The organism is Nostoc sp. (assembly GCF_036917775.1).
Taxonomy (GTDB): Bacteria; Cyanobacteriota; Cyanobacteriia; order Cyanobacteriales; family Nostocaceae; genus Nostoc.
The window spans coordinates 1-23,771 of record NZ_JBALEQ010000068.1 but is presented as its reverse complement, the minus strand read 5'-3'; the positions used below and the strand labels follow the sequence as shown (position 1 = coordinate 23,771).

The 23,771-nt window shown below is 42.6% G+C and carries 18 protein-coding genes and 1 pseudogene; 13 read left to right on the top strand and 6 right to left on the bottom strand.

The window, feature by feature from the left end; all coding sequences use genetic code 11:
• Positions 1-191 precede the first annotated feature (191 nt).
• Positions 192-1,466 carry a HEAT repeat domain-containing protein gene (locus V7K69_RS11500; protein ID WP_335034365.1) on the top strand — a complete coding sequence of 425 codons (1,275 nt, stop codon included), beginning with the start codon at positions 192-194 and terminating at the stop codon, positions 1,464-1,466.
• A gap of 220 nt (positions 1,467-1,686) precedes the next feature.
• Here V7K69_RS11500 and glgA read toward each other — a convergent pair whose 3' ends face one another.
• The 3 genes from glgA to V7K69_RS11485 all read right to left on the bottom strand — a co-directional run bounded on the left by glgA (position 1,687) and on the right by V7K69_RS11485 (position 5,023).
• Positions 1,687-3,126: a glycogen synthase GlgA gene (glgA, locus tag V7K69_RS11495; protein WP_335034363.1), complete on the bottom strand. Its 1,440-nt coding sequence runs from the start codon at positions 3,124-3,126 to the stop codon at positions 1,687-1,689.
• A 131-nt stretch (positions 3,127-3,257) separates the two neighbouring features.
• Positions 3,258-4,229, bottom strand: coding sequence for a hydroxymethylbilane synthase (gene hemC, locus V7K69_RS11490; RefSeq protein ID WP_335034361.1), 972 nt, complete (start codon positions 4,227-4,229; stop codon positions 3,258-3,260).
• Positions 4,230-4,600: 371 nt separating this feature from the next.
• Complete coding sequence (locus V7K69_RS11485) at positions 4,601-5,023, bottom strand: lysozyme inhibitor LprI family protein (protein WP_335034359.1); 423 nt, start codon at positions 5,021-5,023, stop codon at positions 4,601-4,603.
• Positions 5,024-5,215: 192 nt separating this feature from the next.
• Between V7K69_RS11485 and V7K69_RS11480 the strand changes: the two genes are divergently transcribed.
• The 6 genes from V7K69_RS11480 (at position 5,216) to V7K69_RS11455 (ending at position 11,795) form a co-directional block, all read left to right on the top strand.
• Positions 5,216-6,187 carry a YegS/Rv2252/BmrU family lipid kinase gene (locus V7K69_RS11480; protein ID WP_335034357.1) on the top strand — a complete coding sequence of 324 codons (972 nt, stop codon included), beginning with the start codon at positions 5,216-5,218 and terminating at the stop codon, positions 6,185-6,187.
• Positions 6,188-6,378: 191 nt separating this feature from the next.
• Positions 6,379-7,929, top strand: coding sequence for a metallophosphoesterase family protein (locus V7K69_RS11475; protein ID WP_335034355.1), 1,551 nt, complete (start codon positions 6,379-6,381; stop codon positions 7,927-7,929).
• Between the two features lie 92 nt (positions 7,930-8,021).
• A complete protein-coding gene (gene mutS, locus V7K69_RS11470) occupies positions 8,022-10,679 on the top strand; it encodes a DNA mismatch repair protein MutS (RefSeq protein ID WP_335034580.1) in 2,658 nt (885 codons plus the stop codon).
• 89 nt (positions 10,680-10,768) lie between these two features.
• On the top strand, positions 10,769-11,104 hold the full coding sequence (locus V7K69_RS11465) for a hypothetical protein (RefSeq protein ID WP_335034353.1): 336 nt from the start codon (positions 10,769-10,771) through the stop codon (positions 11,102-11,104).
• The gene (locus tag V7K69_RS11460) at positions 11,097-11,378 is read left to right on the top strand and encodes a hypothetical protein (protein ID WP_335034351.1); all 282 of its coding nucleotides are present in this window, start codon (positions 11,097-11,099) and stop codon (positions 11,376-11,378) included. The genes V7K69_RS11465 and V7K69_RS11460 overlap by 8 nt, the downstream gene beginning before the upstream one ends.
• Before the next feature lie 30 nt (positions 11,379-11,408).
• Positions 11,409-11,795: a hypothetical protein gene (locus V7K69_RS11455; RefSeq protein WP_012410116.1), complete on the top strand. Its 387-nt coding sequence runs from the start codon at positions 11,409-11,411 to the stop codon at positions 11,793-11,795.
• Positions 11,796-11,836: 41 nt separating this feature from the next.
• On the opposite strand, the gene V7K69_RS11450 is transcribed toward V7K69_RS11455, so the two are convergent.
• On the bottom strand, positions 11,837-13,144 hold the full coding sequence (locus V7K69_RS11450) for a lipid-A-disaccharide synthase (protein ID WP_335034348.1): 1,308 nt from the start codon (positions 13,142-13,144) through the stop codon (positions 11,837-11,839).
• Between the two features lie 355 nt (positions 13,145-13,499).
• On the opposite strand from V7K69_RS11450, the gene V7K69_RS11445 reads away from it, so the two are divergent.
• Positions 13,500-15,263 (top strand): tetratricopeptide repeat protein, encoded by a 1,764-nt coding sequence (locus V7K69_RS11445; protein WP_335034346.1) that lies wholly within the window; start codon positions 13,500-13,502, stop codon positions 15,261-15,263.
• 101 nt (positions 15,264-15,364) lie between these two features.
• Here the strand turns inward: V7K69_RS11445 and V7K69_RS11440 are convergent, their stop codons facing one another.
• The gene (locus V7K69_RS11440; RefSeq protein WP_335034344.1) at positions 15,365-15,862 is read right to left on the bottom strand and encodes a pentapeptide repeat-containing protein; all 498 of its coding nucleotides are present in this window, start codon (positions 15,860-15,862) and stop codon (positions 15,365-15,367) included.
• A gap of 243 nt (positions 15,863-16,105) precedes the next feature.
• Here V7K69_RS11440 and gcvT point away from each other — a divergent pair, with 243 nt between their 5' ends.
• From gcvT to gcvP, 3 genes are all read left to right on the top strand, one after another.
• Positions 16,106-17,242, top strand: a complete 1,137-nt coding sequence (gene gcvT, locus V7K69_RS11435; protein WP_335034577.1) for a glycine cleavage system aminomethyltransferase GcvT — start codon at positions 16,106-16,108, stop codon at positions 17,240-17,242.
• A 125-nt stretch (positions 17,243-17,367) separates the two neighbouring features.
• Positions 17,368-17,757 (top strand): glycine cleavage system protein GcvH, encoded by a 390-nt coding sequence (gcvH, locus tag V7K69_RS11430; protein ID WP_069072677.1) that lies wholly within the window; start codon positions 17,368-17,370, stop codon positions 17,755-17,757.
• Positions 17,758-17,945: 188 nt separating this feature from the next.
• Positions 17,946-20,885 (top strand): aminomethyl-transferring glycine dehydrogenase, encoded by a 2,940-nt coding sequence (gene gcvP / locus V7K69_RS11425; protein ID WP_335034342.1) that lies wholly within the window; start codon positions 17,946-17,948, stop codon positions 20,883-20,885.
• Positions 20,886-21,016: 131 nt separating this feature from the next.
• Here the strand turns inward: gcvP and V7K69_RS11420 are convergent, their stop codons facing one another.
• Positions 21,017-21,259 (bottom strand): hypothetical protein, encoded by a 243-nt coding sequence (locus V7K69_RS11420; protein ID WP_335034340.1) that lies wholly within the window; start codon positions 21,257-21,259, stop codon positions 21,017-21,019.
• A gap of 305 nt (positions 21,260-21,564) precedes the next feature.
• Between V7K69_RS11420 and V7K69_RS11415 the strand changes: the two genes are divergently transcribed.
• Together V7K69_RS11415 and V7K69_RS11410 are read left to right on the top strand one after the other, a co-directional pair.
• On the top strand, positions 21,565-23,130 hold the full coding sequence (locus tag V7K69_RS11415) for an NACHT domain protein (RefSeq protein WP_335034338.1): 1,566 nt from the start codon (positions 21,565-21,567) through the stop codon (positions 23,128-23,130).
• Position 23,131: 1 nt separating this feature from the next.
• Positions 23,132-23,771, top strand: a pseudogene (locus V7K69_RS11410) (hypothetical protein); the annotation flags it as partial.

Genomic DNA, 23,771 nt, shown 5'->3' with positions numbered 1-23,771 from the left:
GCAAAAATTAAATATGAGTCTTATGAACTCTTATCATTTTAAAATGGCTACGAAGATGCGAAGCGGTTTGTCGCTAGACATAGCAACTTTCATCTAACAGAGCTTACACAAAAAAATTTTGGAGTCCCCAGTCCCTAGTACGATAGTAAACATGAACTCTGAGCAATTATCCACAAGCCATTTATAGATCAATGGATAAACGTTTTTTTAAAATGTTTGGGCTAACAGAAGATCAAGCGATCGCAATTATCGATACACCATTAGAACAACTCGAAGACGCTTCTGATAAGTATATTGCTGTTTCCCATCTGATTAATTATCCCACTGAACAGTCGATCGCGGCTTTGGTACGAGCGATTGAAACTAGTAATCCTGATGAGTTAGACCATCGCATTGTTCGACGCAAGGCTGTGGAAAGTCTGGGGCGATTGCAGGCGGAATCAGCTTTACCTGTAATTCGGCAGTGCCTTAAAGATGATGATATTTATACTATTGAAAATACCGTGTGGGCGATCGGGGAAATTGGGACTAAAGATCCAGAAATTCTTGAAGAAGTGGCGCAGCTACTGGATAAACCAGGTCAAATTTATCGAGTAATTATTCACACTTTAGCTAATGCTGATTATCAGCCGTCTTTGGAACGTGTAAATAAATTTACTCAAGCTGAAGATGAACCTACGCGTAGTGCTGCGATCGCTACAGTTTGTCGTTTTAGCGGTGACTACTCCCAAATAACTGAGGTGATGGCGCTGCTGCAAAGTTCTAGCGTCAATGCACGGCGCGGTTGCATTCAAGATTTAATTGATGCACGTTACTACAAAGCCATCCCAGAAATTGCGCGTTGTCCTGTATCTTTGGTGTTTCGCTTACGAGGTTTGCGAATGCTTTTGGATGCAGGCGTTCCCAGTGGTGAAATTACCTTTACAGAAATTCAACCTTACTTAGAAAAAGTACTTTACGATCATCCAAATGACCTTGATTTAGTACATGAGTATGACGCGACCCCGGTATTAGATTTTGTCATTAACGAACTCTACGAAACTGATTTTGGACGCTGCTATTTGGCGACAAAAACTTTACTAGATATTTATCCCCAAGAAGCACCCCAAGCACTTTTAACAACTTATGGGGATAAAGCATATAACGATTATGGCGCTCATTATCATGTCATGAAACTTTTCGGCTGGCTGAAATATGCTCCCGCCTACGATTTGTTAATAGAAAACCTCCACAACCGCGAACCCCAGTTTCAGAAATCTCGTGCGGCGTGTGCGATCGCTCTTGGTGAATTGGGTGATTCACGAGCAATTCCTGAGATCAAAATTTGCCTCAATACGCCAATTTGGGATTTGAAATATGCTTGCTTATTGGCGCTAGACCGCTTAGGAGATTCCTCTGGTCGGGAAATTTGCGCTCATGATGGTGACTGGTTAATTAGGGCGAAAGCAACTATTGACAATACGTAAATTGAAAGCATGGTTAAGGCAAGAGACGCGATAAATCGCCGTCTCTACAATAGTCTTGACGGAGATTTATCGCATCTTTGCGATCTAGATTTTTCATCAAAAAACCTTAACCGAACCCGTATTGGGAGAGAAACTTGAACTTTAGTTCAAGACAAGGAAAGGTTCGTTGAACTCACTAGTTCCAAACGCTAGGGACGCAGAAATGTACGCCCCTGGCAGTTTAGGATTTACTAGTGGTAACTGCTTCGTTTAACACTAACTCTGGTTTTGCTGTCTCCTCTTCTTCTGGCAAACCATAAATTGACCTGTACAACTTCACGTACTCTTTAGCAGATTTATACCAACTAAAATCTTCATTCATGCCCCGTTTTTGTAGTTCTTGCCATTGCGGTTTGAAACGGAAGCCTTCCCAAGCTCGGATCATACAAGTGAAAAGGTCTAGCGGTTCATAGCGGTCAAAGCAATAACCAGTACCTGCGGCATTTTCGGGGTCGTGATGGCTTACGGTGTCAACTAATCCACCTGTACGGCGGACAATGGGTACAGAACCGTAGCGCAAAGACATCATTTGGCTAATACCGCATGGTTCAAAACGACTAGGCATTAAGAAGGCATCAGTACCAGCATAAATTCGGCGAGACAGGGCATCGTTATACAGTAAGTAAGTTGCCATGCGTCCAGGAAAACGGGATGCTAATTGCCACATCTGAGTTTCATAGTAGCGATCGCCTGTTCCCAACAAAACAAACTGTGCATCTGTATAAGATAGGAAGCGATCAAGGATTTGCAATATCAAATCAATGCCTTTTTGTTCCACTAATCGGGTAACAATCCCAATTAAAAAGGCTTTGGAGTTGACTTCTAATCCTACTTCTTCTTGCAAAGCAATTTTGTTAGCCTTACGTTTATCTAAAGTCTCAGTAGTGAAGGTTTGAGCAATATATTTGTCATCTTCGGGATTATAAACTTCGGTATCAATACCGTTGATAATTCCAGATAACTTACCGCTAATAAAAGATAGCAAACCTTCTAAGGTTTCACCATAAGCAGCTGTCTTGATTTGCTCGGCATAAGTGGGCGAAACTGTATTTACCTTATTGGCAAATTGTACCGCCGCCGCCATGACGTTGTGTCCCTGCATATACCAAGGACACCAAGTAATTTTCTCTAAATACCAACGCCACGGCCCTTGATAAGCCAGGTTATGAATGGTAAACACTGTGGTGATATCAGGATCTTGGTGCATCCACACCGGAATCATCCCCGTATGCCAGTCATGACAATGGATAATTTCTGGTTTCCAGTAATTCCAGGCAAACTCGGCTGCACCATTGGCAAAGAAAGTGAACCGCCAATCTTCATCATCTCCAGAATAAATGCGGCGAGGTAGGAAGACGGGATGTCCAAATAAGTACAAGGGAACATCAGTACCAGGCAGAACGCTTTCATAAACAGCAAATTCCTGGAACATGGCAGACCCCCGCCAGATGGGTTCTTTGGGAATTTCCATTTTGTCTGGCAGGAAGCCATAGTAAGGCAAGAATATCCGCACATCATGCCCCATTTCTCTCAGAAATTTGGGTAATGCCCCAACAACATCACCCATTCCTCCTACTTTCGCAATGGGTGCTGCTTCTGCTGCAACAAATAGAATCCGCATGGTAATTTTTGCTTCCCCGATTCTGTCTATATTTGTCAAATTAACTTGATGATCGCAACCAACGCAATTTATCGCTTCTTTGGTACAACGACGATCAATTCTTATCTAATCACATCGGCTTGCCTAATTGCTTAGGAACCGCGTTGAATGACCGCAAAAATTTCTGATAAAATTTCTTGCGCTCCCTGTTGCCGTAATAATTCTGCTAGTTCTGCGCCTAGCGCTTCGGCATTGTTGGCAATTCCTGTGACGGTATCTTTTACCAACTTTTGACCATCTATACTGGCAACTATGCCTGTTAAGGTCAAATTCTCACCAGAGATTTCTGTATTTACACCAATAGGTACTTGACATCCGCCCTCTAAAGAGCGTAAAAAAGAACGCTCGGCGAGACAGCGATCGCGTGTTGCAGGATGTTCGATTGCTTTGAGTAGAGTTAGCAATTCACTATCATCAGCACGGCATTCTATCCCTAAAGCACCTTGTCCAACGGCGTGGAGGGAGATTTCTTTGGGGATAATTTGATGAACGCGATCGCTCATTCCCAATCTTTCTAATCCTGCGGCTGCCAAAATTAAGGCATCGTATTCGCCTGCATCCAGTTTTGCCAATCGTGTAATCAAATTTCCCCGCACATCTTTAAAAGTAAAGTGGGGGAAGTGGTGGCGCAACTGTGCTAACCGCCGCAGCGAAGATGTCCCAATTACTGCACCTTCGGGTAAAGTATCGATTTGTTTATCTTTGTGCTTTTCATGCACAACTAAGGCATCGGCTGGGTTTTCCCGTTCAGTAATTGCTGCCAGTGTCAATCCTTCTGGTAAGTTAGTCGGCAAATCCTTAAGGGAGTGAACTGCAAAGTCAATCTCTTGATTGAGCATTCCCACTTCAAGTTCTTTAGTAAAAAGTCCTTTATCGCCAATCTTAGCTAGTGCTACATCAAGGATTTTGTCGCCTTGGGTAGACATGGTGTGGACTTCAAAAGTGATATCAGGAAAGCTTTTCTGGAGTTGCTCTTGTACCCAGTAGGTCTGAACCAGAGCAAGTTGGCTTTTACGCGAGCCGATCCGAATAGTACGTGGGGGACTAGAAACAACTGATGTCATAAAACAATATAATATCGCAGGCGATAAATTCACTCTCATCTAGACTACCGTAGTCAGGGACTCATAAGAATTTTGGGTTTTGGATTTTGGATTTTGGATTACAATTCTTTACCAAAAGCTGGTTTGAGGAATCTCGAACAATACTAATTAGACTTAATCTTTTAATGGAAGAGCGATCGCACAAGTTGTACCTATTCCTACTTCACTGGTGATGTTAATATGACCCTGGTGTAAGTCCGCACACTTTTTCACCGCTAGCAATCCGTAATGAGGTACCAGGAATGCTATTTTTCAACGCAGAGTAGCACAGAAGCTCGCAGAGGTTTCAGTTTTTTTCGCTACCAATTTGTGAAATACTCTATTTAGACTACTTAAGGGTCAGATTTAAGATATTCCTGTAATTCTTGGGTACGCAGTTTTGTGAGATTTTCTAGACAACCAGCATAAATGCTAGGGGCAATAGTCCCTCCCTCATATTTACTTCTTTCAAACTCACAATTGGTATCTCGAAACTTTACCCATGCAAGTTGTGCAGCAATCAATTTCTGTTTCCTAGATTTTTCTAAGGTAGGTAGCAATTGTTGATAAGCTCGGTTCAATTTTCTATCTGCGTTCTGATAAGATAACTTCGCGCATTCATTAATTGCTGCTTGAGTTTGAGGATTATTGCAGTTAAATTTTTGAACTAGACGAATCTGGGTTAAATCAGGCGTTGTGCCTGCCATTGTCATTGAAGGGGTATTTAAACTGCTAAAAGTTAGCATACTTGCCAAAACTAGTAATAATTGACGCATGACAAAAATTTTATTGTTTAGGCAAGTATAGACAAAAGATACCAAAATGTGCAGCATTGATATTTTTCAACGCCGAAGGCTTATAAACCTGTTACAAAAGATAAACCAGCCGTCAGCAGGAAGGCAAAATTTCACAAGAATGCTAAAAAGAATTTGGTATTTTAGTGATCTAAAGTTTAGCTTTTATATTTTATGAAGCGTTCCGCCTGTCTTATTTTTAATCCAGTTGCGGGTCAGGGAGACCCAGATATAGAACTGGCAGAAATTCGAGCCATATTAGAGCCGGATATTGATCTAGATATTCATCTCACAACTCAAGAAATTGATGCAGATCAACTAGCTTATGCAGCCGTAGAGCGAGGGGTAGATACAATCATTGCTTCGGGGGGAGATGGGACTCTCTCAGCAGCTGCGGCGGCTTTAGTGGGTACTAATATTGCATTTGGCATCATTTCCAGAGGAACAGCAAACGCCTTTGCCACAGCTTTAGGAATTCCTGACACGATCGCAGGTGCGTGTGAAACAATTTTGCAGGGAGGAACCCGTCATGTAGACGTAGCCTATTGCAACGATCGCCCAATGGTACTCTTGGCAGGTATTGGCTTTGAAGCTGAAACTGTAGAATTGGCAGACCGAGATGCCAAAAATCGCTTTGGAATGATGGCCTACGTTTTCGCTGGAATTCAGCAACTGAGAAGCTTACATAAATTTGATGTTGAAATTGAAACAGAAGACAGAATAATTAAAACTAATGCCTGTGCAGTCACAGTTGCAAATGCCGCCCCTCCCACTTCCGTTTTAGCTCAGGGGCCAGCAGGTTTGGTTTATGATGATGGCTTACTAGATTTAACGATTGTAGCTCCAGCCAACAAAGCAGGAGCGATCGCTGCTACATTCCATCTATTTCAAACGGCTTCTACAGGTAACGCCGTAGATCGGGATGATATTGGCTTTCTGCGAGCCAAACAATTTAAAATTACGACTGAGCCACCGCAAAAGGTTGTTTTAGATGGTGAAATAGTCGGCACAACACCAGTAGAAATTAAGTGCATACCAGGTGGGTTGAAGATTTTTGTGCCATTAGTAGAAGAAGTTGAGCCTACCGAAAAACTAGAAGGACTCCCTAATTTGACTATTGAGATGAAAGATACGGTAGAAGAGTAAGGGAATGGGGAATTGGGCATTAGCCTGGATTTTTCACAAGTGAGAAATCCAAGGGGTGTGGGAAGTGTGGGAGGTGTGGGAGGATGGGAAAGAAGTCTTACCCCCCACACTCCCCACACTCCCCACACTCCTCTTCTCCCTCGCTCCCTGCCCCCTTCTCCCTGCAATTCAAGATTCAGGAGTATGTTGCATTGAAACTTGTATCAGATCCAGCGATCGCTAACAAAATTCGTAAAATGAATCAGCGAGTCAGATGGCAAGATCCGTTAATTGTGGAACGGAACATCGACCAAACTCGCCTGGTGTTGGAGGATGGTCAAGAAGATAATCCTGAGTTTTCATTTTTAGTTGTGGGTGATAGTGGTTCTGGTAAGCATCGGGGACACAATCCCCAACGACAGATAGCTGAACTGATGTTGCCCCATCACGATGAATCCCGTTTTATGCTGCATACCGGGGATGTGATTTACTTAGTGGGTTCGAGTGAATACTACCAGCAAAACTTCATCGAGCCTTACCGAGAGTTTATCTTGGGCGGAGAGCATCCGAAGCGAATTGCTTATGATCAGATGATTTTTAAGCTGCCCATTTTACCAGTACCGGGAAATCACGATTATTATAACTTGCCCATTTTATTGAGCTTGGCCTCTTTGACAACATTACCCCTTCGTCGTCTGTTGCGATCGCGCTTAGACCTAGATGTAGGTTTGCATGGCTCAGGAACCGGTGAAGCTTACGCACACGCATTTATAGACTATCTGAAAACGTTGCAACTTCCAGGAGAATTAAGCAGCCATTTAGATCAGCACTACACAGGTAAGACAGATACAGGTCTTTGTCTGAAGTATGAACCTGGTCATTTTACCCGGCTTCCCAATCGTTATTACACTTTTCGCTATGGCGGAATTGATTTCTTCGCTTTGGATTCTAATACATTTAACGATCCACCACCTTTACCTAAAACAAAACAAGGTGATGCCGATCGCAAAATCTTAGAAAAGCGTCGTGAAGATTTAGAACAAGAAAAGCAGTACATTATTGAAACCTCGGCCAAGCTTCGTCCCGAAAACCCCATTGAAGCCGACCAATTAGACGATTACCACGCCAAGCTATCGCAAATTGAAGAAATTATTGTTGATATCAAGAAGCAATTAGCTAGTGACAAAACAATGCAGACTGATATTGAACAACTAGACTGGCTCAAAAACAGATTAATTGAATCTTGGAATAATTCAGAAGTTCGGGGAAGAGTGGTTTATTTCCATCATCCTCCTTATGTAACTGAGGCGACAAAGTGGCAACAAGCACAAACTTTGATCATTCGCGATCGCTTCCGTGGGGTGCTGGATGCAGTAGCGAAAGAAATAGGTTCTCTAAATCAGGGTCGTCCTTTGGTTGATTTGGTATTAAACGGTCATGCCCACTGTTTAGAACATCTTGAGACAATGGATACAGGACACGCTGATTCTCATATCCACTGGCTTGTTTGTGGTGGTAGTGGGTTTAGTTTGCGCCGCCAAAGGATTGAGGGAGCAGATTTGATGGAGGAAAATAAATTAGTGGCGCGATCGCATCTCTTCATTGGTCGCAACGGCCAAGGTTCTCAGAAGCGACGACCTTATTCAGGTTTACGCATTGACGTTAAAGGCGATGGACAACCTAAGTTTATTGTCCGTCCTTTGGTTGCCGAATGGCATCAGCGACAATGGCATAATCGGGAACTTGAGCCACTGATCATCTAAAGGTAAAATATCCTTGAGCGATCGCCATTCAACTTTCACATCACGTTATCATCGGATATTGTGGAATTTCTGTGCGTAACTCGATAGCATCTATGACCGCCTCTCACTCTGAAACTCCATCTACCAAACCCGACGCAAGTACTTTTATTTCTGACCATCTACAGGTGGATCGCAGTAAGCTAAGTCAAATGTACTTGCATTATGTCGAGACGAAGGATAAATATCCTCACGCGGTATTGTTGTATCGGGTAGGAGATTTCTTTGAATGCTATTTCCAAGATGCTGTAAAACTAGCACAAGAATTAGAATTAGTCCTCACTAGCAAACAAGCTGGCGAACAGGGAAGAGTGGCGATGTCTGGTGTTCCACATCACGCTTGGGAACGCTACGCGACGATGCTAGTAGAAAAAGGTTATGCAGTCGTAATTTGCGACCAAGTAGAAGATGCTTCGGAAGCTGCTGGTAGATTGGTGCGGCGGGAAGTAACGCGCATTCTTACCCCAGGCACTTTGCTAGAAGAAGGAATGCTGAAATCTAGTCGCAATAATTACCTTGCAGCAGTAGTAATTGCCGCAAATCATTGGGGTTTAGCTTATGCAGACATCTCCACGGGGGAATTTCTGACAACTCAAGGTAGTGATTTAGAACATTTGACGCAAGAATTAATGCGCTTGCAACCTTCAGAGGTGCTAGTTCCAACAAATGCGCCTGATTTAGGTAGTTTGCTACGTCCAGGAGAAACTTCGCCTCATCTACCGGAGTGTTTGCCACCATCATTTTGCTATAGTTTGCGATCGCAAGTTCCATTTTCTCAAAGCGAAGCTAGACCTAGATTATTGCAGAAATTTAAGGTGCGATCGCTCGAAGGACTCGGTTGCGATCATCTTCCCCTCGCTGTTCGTGCGGCTGGTGGTCTTTTAGAATACTTGGAAGATACCCAAAAAGAAAACCCAGTTCCCCTGCAAAGACTCCGCACCTACACTGTCACCGACTACTTAATTGTTGATAGTCAAACTCGCCGTAACCTGGAAATTACCCAAACTGTTAGGGATGGAACTTTTCACGGTTCCCTACTCTGGTCATTAGATAGAACTAGTACAGCGATGGGTGGACGGGCTTTGCGGCGATGGTTATTGCAACCACTACTCGATATTAAAGGCATTCGGGCGCGGCAAGAGACTATCCAAGAATTGATGGAAAATACCCCCCTGCGTCAAGATTTGCGGCAGTTATTACGCCAAATTTATGACCTAGAACGCCTCACCGGAAGGGCTGGTTCTGGTACAGCCAATGCTAGAGATTTAGTAGCTTTGGCAGATTCTCTCTCACGTTTACCAGAATTATCTCATTTAGTTACTGAAGCGCATTCTCCATTCCTCAAAGCTTTGCAGAAAGTCCCAAGTGTGTTAGAAGAATTAGCACAAAAGTTACACGCGCACCTTGTGGAGTCGCCACCCATACTAATCAAAGAAGGTGGATTAATTCGCCCTAGTGTAAATCCCTTATTGGATGAAAGAAAAGCGACGGTAGAAGCAGACCAGCAATGGATTGCCAACTTAGAAGTTGAGGAGAGGGCTAAGACAGGAATTTCGACACTGAAAGTAGGATTTAATAAAACTTTTGGTTATTACATCAGTATTTCCCGCACCAAAGCTGACCAAGTACCTGCTAATTACATCCGCAAGCAAACTCTAACCAATGAGGAACGTTACATCACCCCAGATTTGAAGGAACGAGAAGCCCGAATTCTCTCAGCGCGGGATGATTTAAATCAGTTGGAATATGAGATTTTTACGGCGTTGCGGGAAGAAGTAGCACAAGAGGCGGAGGTAATTCGCAATCTATCTCGTGCAGTGGCGGCAGCGGATGTATTGTGTGGTTTGGCTGAGTTGGCAGTGCATCAAGGTTATTGTCGTCCAGAAATGTTGTCGGGAAGGGAGATAAACATTGTTGATGGCCGTCATCCGGTGGTGGAACAATCTTTACCTGCGGGTTTCTTTGTGCCGAATTCGACTCAATTAGGTCAAGAGTCATTAGTCATTAGTCATCTGTCATTAGTAGATAATCAAGAACAAATAACAAATACCTCGACTACGCTCAGTACAAGTGACCAAGGACAAATGACAAATGACAATCCCGATTTGATTATCCTCACTGGGCCAAACGCCAGTGGCAAAAGTTGTTATTTGCGTCAGGTGGGATTGATTCAGTTAATGGCGCAGATTGGTAGTTTTGTACCAGCTAGGTTTGCCAAATTGGGAATATGCGATCGCATTTTCACCCGTGTAGGTGCAGTAGATGATCTTGCAACTGGTCAATCTACGTTCATGGTGGAAATGAATGAAACGGCGAATATTCTCAACCATGCCACATCTATGTCGCTGGTATTGTTAGATGAAATTGGCCGGGGAACAGCAACATTTGATGGTCTTTCCATCGCTTGGGCCGTGGCGGAATATATCGCAGTCGATATTCGGGCGCGAACGATTTTTGCGACTCATTACCATGAATTAAATGAGCTAGCTAGCATTGTACCGAATGTGGCTAATTATCAAGTGACGGTGAAAGAATTACCCGACCAAATTATCTTTTTGCACCAAGTCCAACCGGGAGGTGCTGATAAGTCTTACGGTATTGAGGCGGGAAGATTGGCGGGTTTACCAGCAGTGGTGATTCAACGAGCCAAACAGGTGATGGGGCAAATAGAGAAACATAGTAAGATTGCGATGGGGCTGCAAAATCTGGATTGATATCTTACTGCATTGCCTTAACAATTCGACTGACGGCATTGCATGATAAATGACGATAATGTAAGTACATCATGTAGATACGCTTGAAGATGAGCAACTCTTACAACATTCGTAGTACCAAAATTGGTAACAGTGCAGGGTTTAGACTACCTGCTGAGTTTTATCTGGAGCATCCTCAGTTTGCCAATGCAGATGGTTGGATAGAGGTATTGTCGCCGGATACTGCAATTTTGCGGATTGTAGCTCAATCTGGTGATGATGAAGATGTAGAAGATTCAGTAATGATGCGGCTGTTTCTCGATTTTGCTATGACAGAAACGCTTAAAAATAACACGCTGCAACCTTATACAACTGAAATGTCTGAGGTTGCCCACGAACTAATTGCAGGTGTGGAATTAGACGATGAGTTATTAGAAGATGGCTAATTTTGCCAGTAATGGGTGGGGAGTTTACTTTCATCCACAACTATTTGCTACTCAATATAAAGAATTGTTTGAGCGCGTTTCCCGTTTACGGGAGCAATTACCAGAGGCTGAATATAAAACTCATGCAACGGTAAAGTTATTTGCAGCAATTACTGTTGCAATTGAAAGTAACGGAGGATTAAAAGAGGAAGAGAGTTGTCAACTAGTTGAAATCTTGTTGACCTTTATGCTTAAAATTGCACAAGAGGTTTTTTTAGCATCTACTAAAAGCTAAAGTTGACCCTTTGCAGGACTCCCATAAGCAATGCTGACTGAAATTTTACCTTTTTCCTTTGAGTTAGACACGATCGCGATCGCCGGAGCGAGTCTGTGGTCATTGGCGCTATATATAGGTTTTTCCCCTGTCAATCAATGGGTAATCGAACAACTCAACCGTTGGTTTAACTTTGCCGAGCGATCGCTTTATACCAGCCAAACAGAGTTTGAAAAGACTCGCAAAGGCAGAGAATCCCAAAATGCTTTCTACGCCTCATTATTTAGCATCACGCCTTTTTTGGTAGTTGGTGCTTTATGTAACTGGGGTTTGGAAATTAGTTTAGGTGAGAGTTGGGGAATTAGTACAGGAATATTAGCTTGTATGGGTGCCGGCATTTATGAACTTGGGCGCAGGGATGGAGAATCTTCCGATTAAGTAGAGATATGAAGAGGAAAAACTTACTGCAACTCCTCCTCCTACTTCTCAATTTCCTCGCAAACAATCTGTGCTATCTTCAGGGCTGCACCGCTTTCGCCACGAATATTACGGAGTTTAGCGCGGATATCATCCAATTTTTCTGGATGGGCTAATAACTCTACAACCATTTCCCCAATTTCTGACGGTTGAATTTTACCTATAAGTTCTGGTACTATCTCTTCCTGTGCCCAGATATTTGGCCATGCTAATAAACCTTTGCGTCTTACGAATCTTAGGAATAACCAATTGATTACGTTAGCAAAGGGTGTACCTACCACTGGCAGATTTGCTAACAACCCAGGTAAACCATCCCAAGCACGCATAGCATCAAGTTGCTGGGTTGGTAATAAAACAATCATTGGCACTGCTAAAGCACCGAGTTCGGCAGTGTTTGCTCCCACTGTAGTCAAGCAGATGCAGCATTGGGATAATAAATGATATGCGGGGTTTTCTTGCCACAGTTCCACAGTTACGCCCGTTGCTGTTTTGAGCAATGCTTTGCCTCTATCGTCCTCTGGGACAATTAAGGAAGCACCACCAAAGCCAAAGATTTCAGCAATAGAGTTCCTTTGAGGATCGGCAAAACTAGCTAAAGTTTGTAAATCTAAAGTTGGGGCTACAGGAATCACAAATTTAGTTTGCGGTCTTTTCGCGTGAACATATTCGGCAATACTTAAAAGTAATGGTACTCCTTGGGCTAATTTTGCTGCTTTTGATCCAGGGAGTAGACCAATCAATTCAGTCTTTTGTCCTACGTTGTGGGAAATTGCTGAAGCGTCTATGTCATTAGTCATTTGTCCTTTGTCGTTGGACACATGACTACTAGCTTCTACCATCAAATCACCTACAACGGTAAATTTGTGAGCATATTTTTGGGGGATGCGGGCCGTAACTTCAGGTTTCATCACGCCAAAACGATCAATCCAGTTATGCCACCTAACTGACCATTCGGCGTAAACTACTGTGCGATATCCAAGCTTTTTACCTATAACTACAGGGAAAATTTGATCACCACCGAGAAAAACAACTACACCGCGACTTCTCCAGTCCCAATTGTCAATAGTTTTACCCCAGAGCAAAAATTGCCAAAAATGCTCTGCTGCCTGTACTCTATCTACTTCTGGATAAGAGAGTGCGATCGCAGCTTCTTTACCACTAGCATTTGAGCAAGGTGATAAGATTACACTGATCCTCACTTGATTTCGGTCATTGCCGAATTGTTGCCGCAATGCCCTTACTACTGGGCGCACCCAGGTTGTTACCTCACCAGGGCCATTTGATAGAATGAGAATATCTACTTGAGTCATTAGTTAATGGTCAAGAGTTAGGGGTCATTAGTCAAGAGGCAAATATTAATTAATTCGTTCCTAAGTTATGAGCGATAGTATCATTTGCCAGTAAGATTTAATATCTGTATCCAAAGTATAGTAAAAATAGAGCGTAGGCGTAGCTCGTTGTAGATATTGCCTGGCCATTTTGAGATCCAAACTCAAAATTTGAGGTTAAAAGGCTCAATCTTCACCCTCAGAAGCTCAAGTAAAGATTCCTAACCATAAGCCACTGCTTTGAAATCTTGATATGCAAATAGGATTTCTACCCCCAAGAGAGGAGATTTCCCAATGCAGACGAAGTAGAATCTAAAATAAACTTGATAAACTGTTTATGCAATGGGCTAATTTTCTAGCCAACGAAGCTGCTACTCATAGCTTATCGCTACAGCAAACAGCAGCTTTTATAGAGTATTTTCAGACTGAACACTTGGGTAAAAGTGAAGCAAAACTTGCTAGCGAATTAAACATTGATATTGCTGTTTTCAAAAAGTTGCTAGATGAAGTATATAACAAGTTTGTCCAAAACTATCCTGAGTTAACAATTTCCAACAGTCGGGACAAACTACAAAAGTTACAATCTTACCTGATAGCAAAATATAATAGCGAATTGAATATCCTCAAACCATTAGCAGCAATGAAATTATTAAAAACGCTAGTGGAGCGGGAAAGACTGCAAAAAGAACCTTGGATTGCTAGAAGAATTTGTAAGTTTTTAGGATATTTACCTTTAGCATTAGAGTTAGTAGGGCAATATCTGGATAATATGCCAGGTTTGTCTCTGGAAACACTACTGAAGCGGCTAGAGAAAAAGCGAGTGGAACATGAAAACGTGGTCAATGAAAACTCATTGATGCCTGATAAAGAGGGTGTAGCTGAAGCTTTTGAGTTGAGTTGGGAACAGTTGGATGAAAATGCAAAAAGTTTTGGCTGTTTGCTAAGTTTGTGTGCCTTAGCTGACATTCCATTATCTATTGGGACAGTAGAAGATGACAAAAAACAAGAACTTTGGGAGAAAGCTATAGCCGACTTACTGGAACTACATTTACTACAACAAAAAAGTCAAGGAATTTATCATCTAAATCCAACGATTCGGCAACTTTTCCAAATGAAGTTGGAGGAGTCAGGCGAGGCGGATGAAGCAAAAACTAAATTTGCAGCGATGATGTTCGAGGTAGCAAAGCTAATTCCGCAACAGCTTACCCCTGAAGATATTGTCAATTTCACTCCACATATCCCGCACATAACAGAAGTTGCAACCCACTTATCCCAGTATGTGAGTGATGAAAATCTCATTACTCTGTTTACCAAATTAGCCTGGTTTTATCAAGACCAAGGACTTTATCAGCAAGCAGAATCTTGGTTGCAGCAGTGTGTAGAACTAACTAAAAGTCGTCTTGGTTTAGAACATCTCGATGTCGCCACTAGCCTGAACAATTTAGCGCAACTTTACGATTTTACAGGACGTTACAGCAAAGCTGAACCACTTTATCAGCAAGCTTTAGAGCTGAGAAAACGCCTGTTGGGAGAACATACCGATGTTGCCACTACCTTGAGCTATTTAGCATTACTCTATGAATCTACAGAACGTTACAAAGAAGCTGAACCTTTGTATCAGCAAGCTTTGAAACTGTGGAAACGCCTAGTGGGAGAAGAACATCCCCATATTGCAACTACCCTGAACAATTTAGCAGCATTGTACTGTTATACAGGACGCTATAGCAAAGCCGAACCTTTGCTGAAGAAAGCTTTAGAAATGAGAAAACGCCTGCTAGGAGACAACCATCTTGATGTCGCCACTAGCCTGAATAATTTAGCGCAACTCTACGAATCTACAAGACGCTACAGCAAAGCTGAACCATTATATCAGCAAGCTTTAAAACTGAGTAAACGCCTACTGGGAGAGGAACATCCCGATGTCGCCATTAGCCTGAATAATCTCGCATCACTCTACCGTAAGACAAGACGCTACAAGAAAGCCAAACCCTTATTTGAGCAAGCTTTGAAAATTTGCGAACGAACTTTAGGTGTAGGTCATCCTACTACTATGACGATTCGGGCAAATTATGCCAGCTTTTTAAGAGAAGCATATCGCTAGCGTAGACGCAAAGCGGCTTGTCGTTATACATCGCTGTGCGTAATTCGTAATTCGTAAATAAAATATCCCCCTCTCCACCAGCGAAGAAGAGGGGTTAAATTTTACTTACATCCTAAAGACTGGCGAGTATCTACACCAGTCTTAGAATTCACACCACTTGCCTTAACACAAAGCTTTTTCACTTGCGTTCCATCTAAAATTGCATTCGTAAAATCAGCGCCTGTGACATTTACATCATCAAAAATAGAACGCAGCATCATTGCATCGGTCAACACCGCATCACTTAAATCAGCATCCTTAAACCTTGTGAGATAAGCTATGCCTTCACTAAAATCAGCACCATGCAGATTTACTCCCTCTAATACGCTACCGTTAAACACGCCACCACGTAAGTCAGCATTGCTAAAATTAGCATTCTCTAATTTGAGATTGGTAAACTCAGTACCAACTAAACTTTGACCAGAGTAATCCTTACCCTTGAGTTCATCATTACCCACAGAACGGGTAATACTAGAAGAACTTGCAGCTTGTGCCGATAGGGGAAACAAAAAAAGAACCATAGCTAAAACAAAGCTAGCTAACAGTCGCCAATATTTCATAATCTCTTCTTAATAAATCTCAACACTTTTACTATTAACTATTAAACCTCACAGCAGAGGACAAAGGAGACAAGGTAGACAAAGGAGAATTATTGAATAAATCTCTCCACTTTTCTCCCTGCCCCTTTTAAATGCCCCAATTCTATACACAAGACTGTAAAACCAGAAAGCATCTCGTAGGATGATATATGTTGAGGTGCGATGCCTAACGGCCAGTTGCTCCGCATCTACGCAAAATTACCTGTGGCTAATCAAGAAGACAACACCCAATCTCTGGCGCGAACCCCTTTATATCAAGTGGGTGTAGAACTCAAAGCCCGCTTTACCAGCTTTGGTGGCTGGGAAATGCCCGTGCAATTTAGTGGCATTAGCCGCGAACATGAGGCTGTAAGAAATACAGCCGGAATGTTCGATATTTCCCACATGGGTAAATTTACCCTCAAAGGTAAAAATCTCATTTCCCAACTCCAGCCTCTAGTGCCTTCAGACTTGAGTCGATTGCAACCCGGTCAAGCACAATACACCGTATTGTTAAATCCCCAAGCGGGAATTATTGACGACATCATTGTCTATTACCAAGGTGAAGACACCACTGGTATACAAAAGGCATTTATCATCGTCAATGCAGCAACCTCTGGTAAAGATAAAGCATGGTTATTGCAACATCTTGACCTGGATAAATTGCAATTCCAAGACCTTTCACCAGAAAAAGCCTTAATTGCCGTGCAAGGGCCAAAAGCGATTAAATATCTCCAGCCTTTAGTGCAAGAAGACTTACAACCAATCAAAGCCTTCGAACATTTAGAAGCAACCTTACTAGGTAAACCTGCCTTCCTGGCCCGCACAGGTTACACCGGAGAAGATGGCTTTGAGGTGATGGTAGACCCAGATGTGGGAGTAGAATTGTGGCGAAGTCTCCATAAAAGTGGTGTTATCCCCTGTGGACTTGGTGCGAGAGATACCCTACGCCTAGAAGCAGCGATGGCACTTTACGGACAAGATATTGATGACACCACCACACCCTTAGAAGCAGGTTTAGGGTGGCTAGTTCACTTAGATACCAAAGGCGATTTTATTGGAAGAGAAGTTTTAGCAGAGCAAAAATCCAAGGGAGTGAAGCGTCGATTGGTAGGTTTACAAACTCAAGGACGCAATATTGCCCGTCATGGCTACCAAGTGTTATCCACAGGTAAAGTTGTGGGAGAAGTTTCTAGTGGCACTCTGTCGCCTACACTGGGTTATCCTATTGCTTTAGCTTACGTTCCTACCCAATTAGCAACCGTTGGTCAGCAGCTAGAAGTCGAAATTCGCGGCAAAGCTTATCCAGCAGTTGTGGTTAAACGTCCCTTTTATCGGTCAAAAAATCGTGCTGCTAACTAACAAGCGCCAAGGTTTTTGAGGAATAATGTGTTGTGAGTTACTCAATCTACAGTAAGGTTCATTACCATATATGGCTTGGATGACTGTTGGGGCAATAATTTTTTTGATAAGGGAGAGGAAGTGATATGTCTTTTGAATATCCTCAAGATTTCAGATACTTGGATTCTCATGAATACGTGCGAATAGATGGCGAAATTGCCACCATTGGCATTACTGAATTTGCCGTACATGAATTGGGTGATATCGTCTTTTTGGAACTGCCAGAAATTGGCGATGCTCTTACCAGGGGAGAAAACTTTGGCACAATTGAATCAGTGAAAGCCGTTGAAGAGCTTAATTCACCAGTCACCGGTACTGTTATAGAACGCAATGAAGCCTTAATTAATTCTCCTGAAGAAGTGTCAGAAGACCCCTACGGAGAAGGGTGGTTTTTGAAAGTGCGCGTCAATGACCCTGGTGAAGTTGAAGATGCTTTGACAGCAGATGAGTATCGCGCCCAGGTAGAAGGGGAGTAGGGAGTGGGGGATGAGGGAGGGGACAAAGGGGACATGGTAAAAATTTTCTCCTTTGTCTCCCCCATCTCTCCTATCTGCCATTCCACTCAAAAATTAAGTCATGAAATTTAGATAAATTGAAAAGTTACACCTACTTCTCATCAGTATTTATTGCAAAATATGAAATAGTACCATCTGGAGAGTAATTTGTGGTATTAAACGCCCCTATTCTCAAGTCTAATGAACAGCAAGTGCTGGACGAAAAAAGTCAAAAGTTGAGTAGTTTTGCGCCAAGACATATTGGCCCTAACTCCGACGACATCCAGCTTATGCTTAAGGTTTTGGGATTTCCCAGCCTGGATGCCCTAATTGACCAAACAGTTCCCCAGACAATCAGGCTGAAGCAACCCCTAAAGTTACCAGCAGCCGAAAGTGAATATGCAGCACTGGCATCGTTAAAAAAAATTGCTGCCAAAAATCAGGTTTTCCGTTCATACATCGGTATGGGATATTACGACACTATTACCCCACCCGTGATTGGACGTAATATCTTAGAAAACCCTGGTTGGTATACTGCTTACACTCCTTATCAGCCAGAAATTGCCCAAGGGCGACTAGAAGCGCTGCTAAATTTCCAAACCTTGATTATCGACCTCACAGGTTTGGAAATTGCCAATGCTTCGTTACTGGATGAAGCCACAGCCGCAGCTGAAGCAATGAGTCTAAGCTATGGTGTTTGTAAAAATCAGGCAAATGCTTATTTCGTCTCTGGTGATTGCCATCCCCAAACTATCGACGTGTTGCAAACACGGGCTAAACCATTGGGGATTAAGATCATTGTCGGCGATCATCAAACATTTGATTTTGATCAACCAATTTTTGGGGCTGTTTTGCAATACCCTGCAAGTGATGGCACCATTTACGACTACCGCGCTTTTATAGAAAAAGCCCATGCTAAGGGTGCATTGGTGACGGTAGCAGCAGATCCTTTAAGTTTAACTTTGCTCACCCCTCCTGGGGAATTTGGCGCTGATATTGCTGTCGGTAGTACCCAGCGCTTTGGTATTCCATTGGGCTTTGGGGGGCCTCACGCGGCATACTTTGCGACAAAGGAAGAGTATAAGCGGCTGGTTCCAGGGCGAATTGTGGGTGTATCAAAAGATACTCAAGGTAAGCCTGCATTACGTCTTGCCTTGCAAACCCGCGAACAGCACATCCGCCGCGAAAAAGCTACTAGTAATATTTGTACTGCACAGGTGCTACTGGCGGTAATGGCGAGTATGTACGCCGTCTATCATGGCCCTGCTGGACTGAAGCAAATTGCAGAGAATATCCACCAGCTAACTTTAATGTTGGCAGCAGGACTAAAGCATCTGGGTTACAAAATTAGTTCTGAAGATTTCTTTGATACACTGCGGGTGGAATTGGGAACACGCAGCCTGGAAGTAATTCTTGAAGCTTGTCAAGCAAGGAATATTAACCTGCGAATTTTTGATGACACTGCTGTTGGTATTTCTTTAAATGAAACAACTACAGTAGATGATTTGGTAGAGGTTTTGGAGATTTTTGCAGCGCCTGATAGTCTATTTATCGGTTTTAAAGAAATTGGAGACTTAATTGCAGCACAGTGCAAATCACCTCTACAAAACTCAAGCCTTGCCCGTACCAGCAACTATCTCACTCACCCAGTTTTTAATCGCTATCATTCAGAAACTGAGTTGTTGCGCTATCTGCACAAGCTAGAAAGCAAGGACTTGTCGCTAACAACATCGATGATTCCTTTGGGTTCTTGCACAATGAAGTTGAATGCAACTGCTGAGATGATTCCGGTCAGTTGGGAAGAATTTGGCAAGATTCATCCATTTGCACCTGCGTCGCAAACGCAAGGTTATCAAATCCTATTCCAGAAACTTGAAGCATGGTTAGCTGAAATTACTGGTTTTGCAGGAATTTCTCTACAACCAAATGCTGGTTCTCAGGGCGAGTACGCTGGACTTTTAGTAATTCGTCAATATCACGAAAATCGGGGTGAAGCACACCGCAATGTCTGTTTAATTCCGACTTCGGCACACGGGACAAACCCTGCTAGTGCGGTGATGTGCGGGATGAAGGTGGTGGCAGTTGCCTGTGACTCACAAGGTAATATTGACGTTGATGACTTGAAGGCTAAAGCAGAAAAACATAGTAATGAACTAGCTGCCTTAATGGTGACATATCCCTCAACTCATGGTGTATTTGAGGAACCAATTCAGGAAATCTGCGCTGTTGTTCACAGTCATGGTGGACAAGTTTACATGGATGGGGCAAATATGAACGCCCAAGTGGGGATTTGCCGTCCTGGAGATATTGGCGCGGATGTCTGCCATTTAAACTTGCACAAAACCTTCTGTATTCCTCATGGTGGTGGTGGCCCTGGTATGGGGCCCATTGGTGTTGCATCTCATCTTGTGCCTTTTCTCCCCGGACATCCTGTTGTTACTATCAACGACTCAACTCAGCACTCACATATTGGTGCTGTGGCGGCTGCGCCTTGGGGTAGTGCAAGTATCTTGGTGATTTCTTGGATGTACATCGCCATGATGGGTGCAGATGGTTTAACCCAAGCTACTAAAGTGGCGATTCTCAATGCTAACTACATCGCTAAGAAACTGGAATCGTATTATCCGGTTTTGTATCAGGGGAAAAATGGTCTAGTTGCCCATGAGTGTATTTTAGATTTACGATCGCTCAAAAAATCAGCTGCGATCGAAATCGATGATGTTGCCAAGCGTCTCATAGATTACGGTTTCCATGCGCCGACTGTCTCCTGGCCTGTAGGGGGTACAATCATGGTGGAACCTACAGAAAGTGAATCTAAGCAAGAGTTGGATCGTTTCTGTGATGCGTTGATTTCTATTCGCCAAGAAATTGCTCAAATAGAAGTTGGCAAGGTGGATATCCAAGATAATGTTTTGAAGAACGCACCCCACACTGCTGAAAGTCTGATTACTGGAGAATGGAATCATCCTTATTCTCGTGAACAAGCTGCCTATCCTGCGCCTTGGACTCGTGAGTATAAATTCTGGCCTGCTGTTGGTCGCATTGATGCAGCCTTTGGTGACAGGAATTTTGTTTGTTCTTGTCTGCCAATGGATGCTTATTCCTCATAAAACCATACAGTTTAGTTAACTTGATCCCTCCAACTCTCTTTTTTAAAGGGTTGGGGGGATTTTCAATGAATAGGTATCATTAACTGAATTATTTTGGCCATAAACCACCTTTGTTGATGTAGTGTTAAGGGTTAGATTGCGACAAATGAGCCTTTGAGCTTGATGGTTGCGCCTTTGAGGGTGAGCATTTGACCTTTTAGCTTGACAGTCGCACCTTTGATGCGGAAAGTTGCATCTTTGAAGGTGAACGTTGCACCTTTGAGCTTGGCGGTTGCGCCTTTGAGGGTGAACGTTGCACCTTTGAGCCTGACAGTTGCACCTTTGATGCGGAAAATTGCACCTTTAAGGCTGACAGTTGCACCTTTGAGCCTCAAGCTGCAAGTTTAGGACTCTAAACAGCTATGCGATATCTACGACGGGCTAGGTCTACGCTTCATTCTTCAGTGTATTTTGGATATGAGAGGGTGATTTCACTTTGCTAATCAAGCATGAGAATTGAACCGCAGAGGCGCAGTATTTCGACTTCGCTCAATAACCGGACGCTGAGGAAGAGAGAAGAGGGAGCGTTAGCGCAGCTTACCAAAGGTATCGCTATTATATAACTGTGTCTTTGCTTAATTTTGTCATCTGTCGTTAGGATATGTTACAGGTGTAAAAATTATCTCTACTGCTAGCAAAGATGAATATTGACCCTGTAGTTAATGCACTTAAAAGTATTGCTAAACCTGCGGCTTCTCTAGTTATTAATCAAGCTCAACGCAATGAAACTGTAGTTAGAACCTTAAAACAATTCAATTTTGACCCAGTACAACCACCTAAAGATGTTGATGGTGTTTATGTTTATTCTTTAATTGAGTATGGTGTGGATAAGCCTGAAGTACTGCTGAATCTTTTTCGAGAAAGAGAAATTAAAAATGCTTTTTGGAGTGCTTATACTTCAAATAATCCCTTGGGTTTCTACAAGGAAGTCGAAAAGTTTTTGCAGGGGAAGGATTCAGAATTTGATATCCGATTGATGAGAATTGAACTGCGATCAGAGTTGGAGGAGTTTGGGGAAATATTTATTAAGGTTGCTAAAAGAAGTAAATCAACAGAGTTTGAGCCTTTCCCTGAATGGAATTTAGATGAGTATCCAACAGAATTTAAGTCGTTAATTAAAGAAAAAATTCGCTCCTTTTGTGGTCGTCAGTTTGTTTTTGACGCATTGAAACAGTTTTGCAATAAAAATCGCAGTGGTTATTTTACAGTAGTGGGTGATGCGGGGATGGGGAAGAGTACCATTGCTGCTAAATATGTCTGGGACAATAAATCACCATGCTATTTTAATATTCGCCAAACTAGTAGCAATCGAGCGGAGCTATTTCTTGAAAGTATTCGCAAGCAACTAAGTAAGCGTTACCAGTTGCAGAATGTCGAGAAGGCTAATTTAGCTGATTTATTAGAACAAGTTAGTAAGAAAATTCCTGTTAGTGAACGCCTGGTAATTGTAGTTGATGCTTTGGATGAAGTGGAGCAAGAAGCTGGGGGAAATCTTTTAGATTTACCAACGGCGCTACCAGAACGTGTCTATTTTCTGCTGACTAGACGACCATATACTATAGATAAAAAACGCTTGTCTGCACCAGATGTCCCGATGGAGGAGCTAGATTTAAGGGCAAATGACTATGTTAATTTGAGCCGTGAAGATATCAAAAAGTATATTGGGTTATTTTTGAATGTCGATGAAGACCATAACAAGGCACTTAGACAATGGATTAAAGACCGCAAAATTGATGATAATGATTTTGTTGAACAGGTAGCAACTAAGAGTGAAAATAATTTCATGTACCTGCGCTATGTCTTGCCAGGAATTGCTAAAGGTGACTATAAAGACCTGAGTTTAAAGGAATTACCCGATGGTCTTCAGGACTATTATCAAGTCCATTGGGGACAGATGGGAATGGATGCAAAGCCCCAAGAAGTAAAAGTATTTATCCTGTTTATTTTAGTGGAGATTGGCACACCAATTACCTCGAAGATGATAGCAGATATTGCCAAACAGGAGGAATATGATGTGCAATCAGTTTTAGAAGAGTGGGTTGAGTATTTGAAGCAGCAGGATATAAAAGGAGAAATCTGCCACAGCATCTATCATGCAAGTTTTTTGGACTTCTTGAAAGCAAAACGGGTTTTGGATTCCAAACGGAAGCTATTTCAAGAGGTTAATCAACGCATTGCGGACTACCTTATCGGGAAGATGGCGTGAAATGGGAGAATTTGCTGACAAATTAGCGGCACAAAATCCTGCATTTCAACGTGCTTACTTGGGTAGTTTAGCGCCAAGCTTGGTAAAGTCGGGAAACTTAGAAAAGTATTACAAAACCCTGACTGATTTTGATTTCATCACTGCCAAGATTAACTATACTGAGTTTGGGGTGCAGCCACTAATTGACGATTATGATTTGATTGATGGTGAAGAGACATTAAATTACTCAGAATATAACTCTGAAAAAGTCAAAAGTCTCAAATTGATTCAAGGGGCATTAAGATTGTCAGCGCATATTTTAGTAACAGATAAGCAACAATTAGCAAGTCAATTGCACGGAAGGTTACTAAATCAGCAAATGCCAGAGGAGATTCAGGAATTACTGATACAAGCAAAGCAAGTAAAAACTTTCCCTTGGCTGTGTCCTTTGACCCCAAGCTTAACCCCACCAGGAGGACGCTTACTCCGCACCCTCAAAGGTCATAGTTTATTTGTAAATGCCGTCGCCGTCACCCCCAATGGGCAACAGGTGATTTCTGCCTCCTCTGACAACACCCTGAAAGTCTGGAATCTGGCAACAGGGCAGGAACAATTCACCCTCAAAGGTCATAGTTTCTTTGTAAATGCCGTCGCCGTCACCC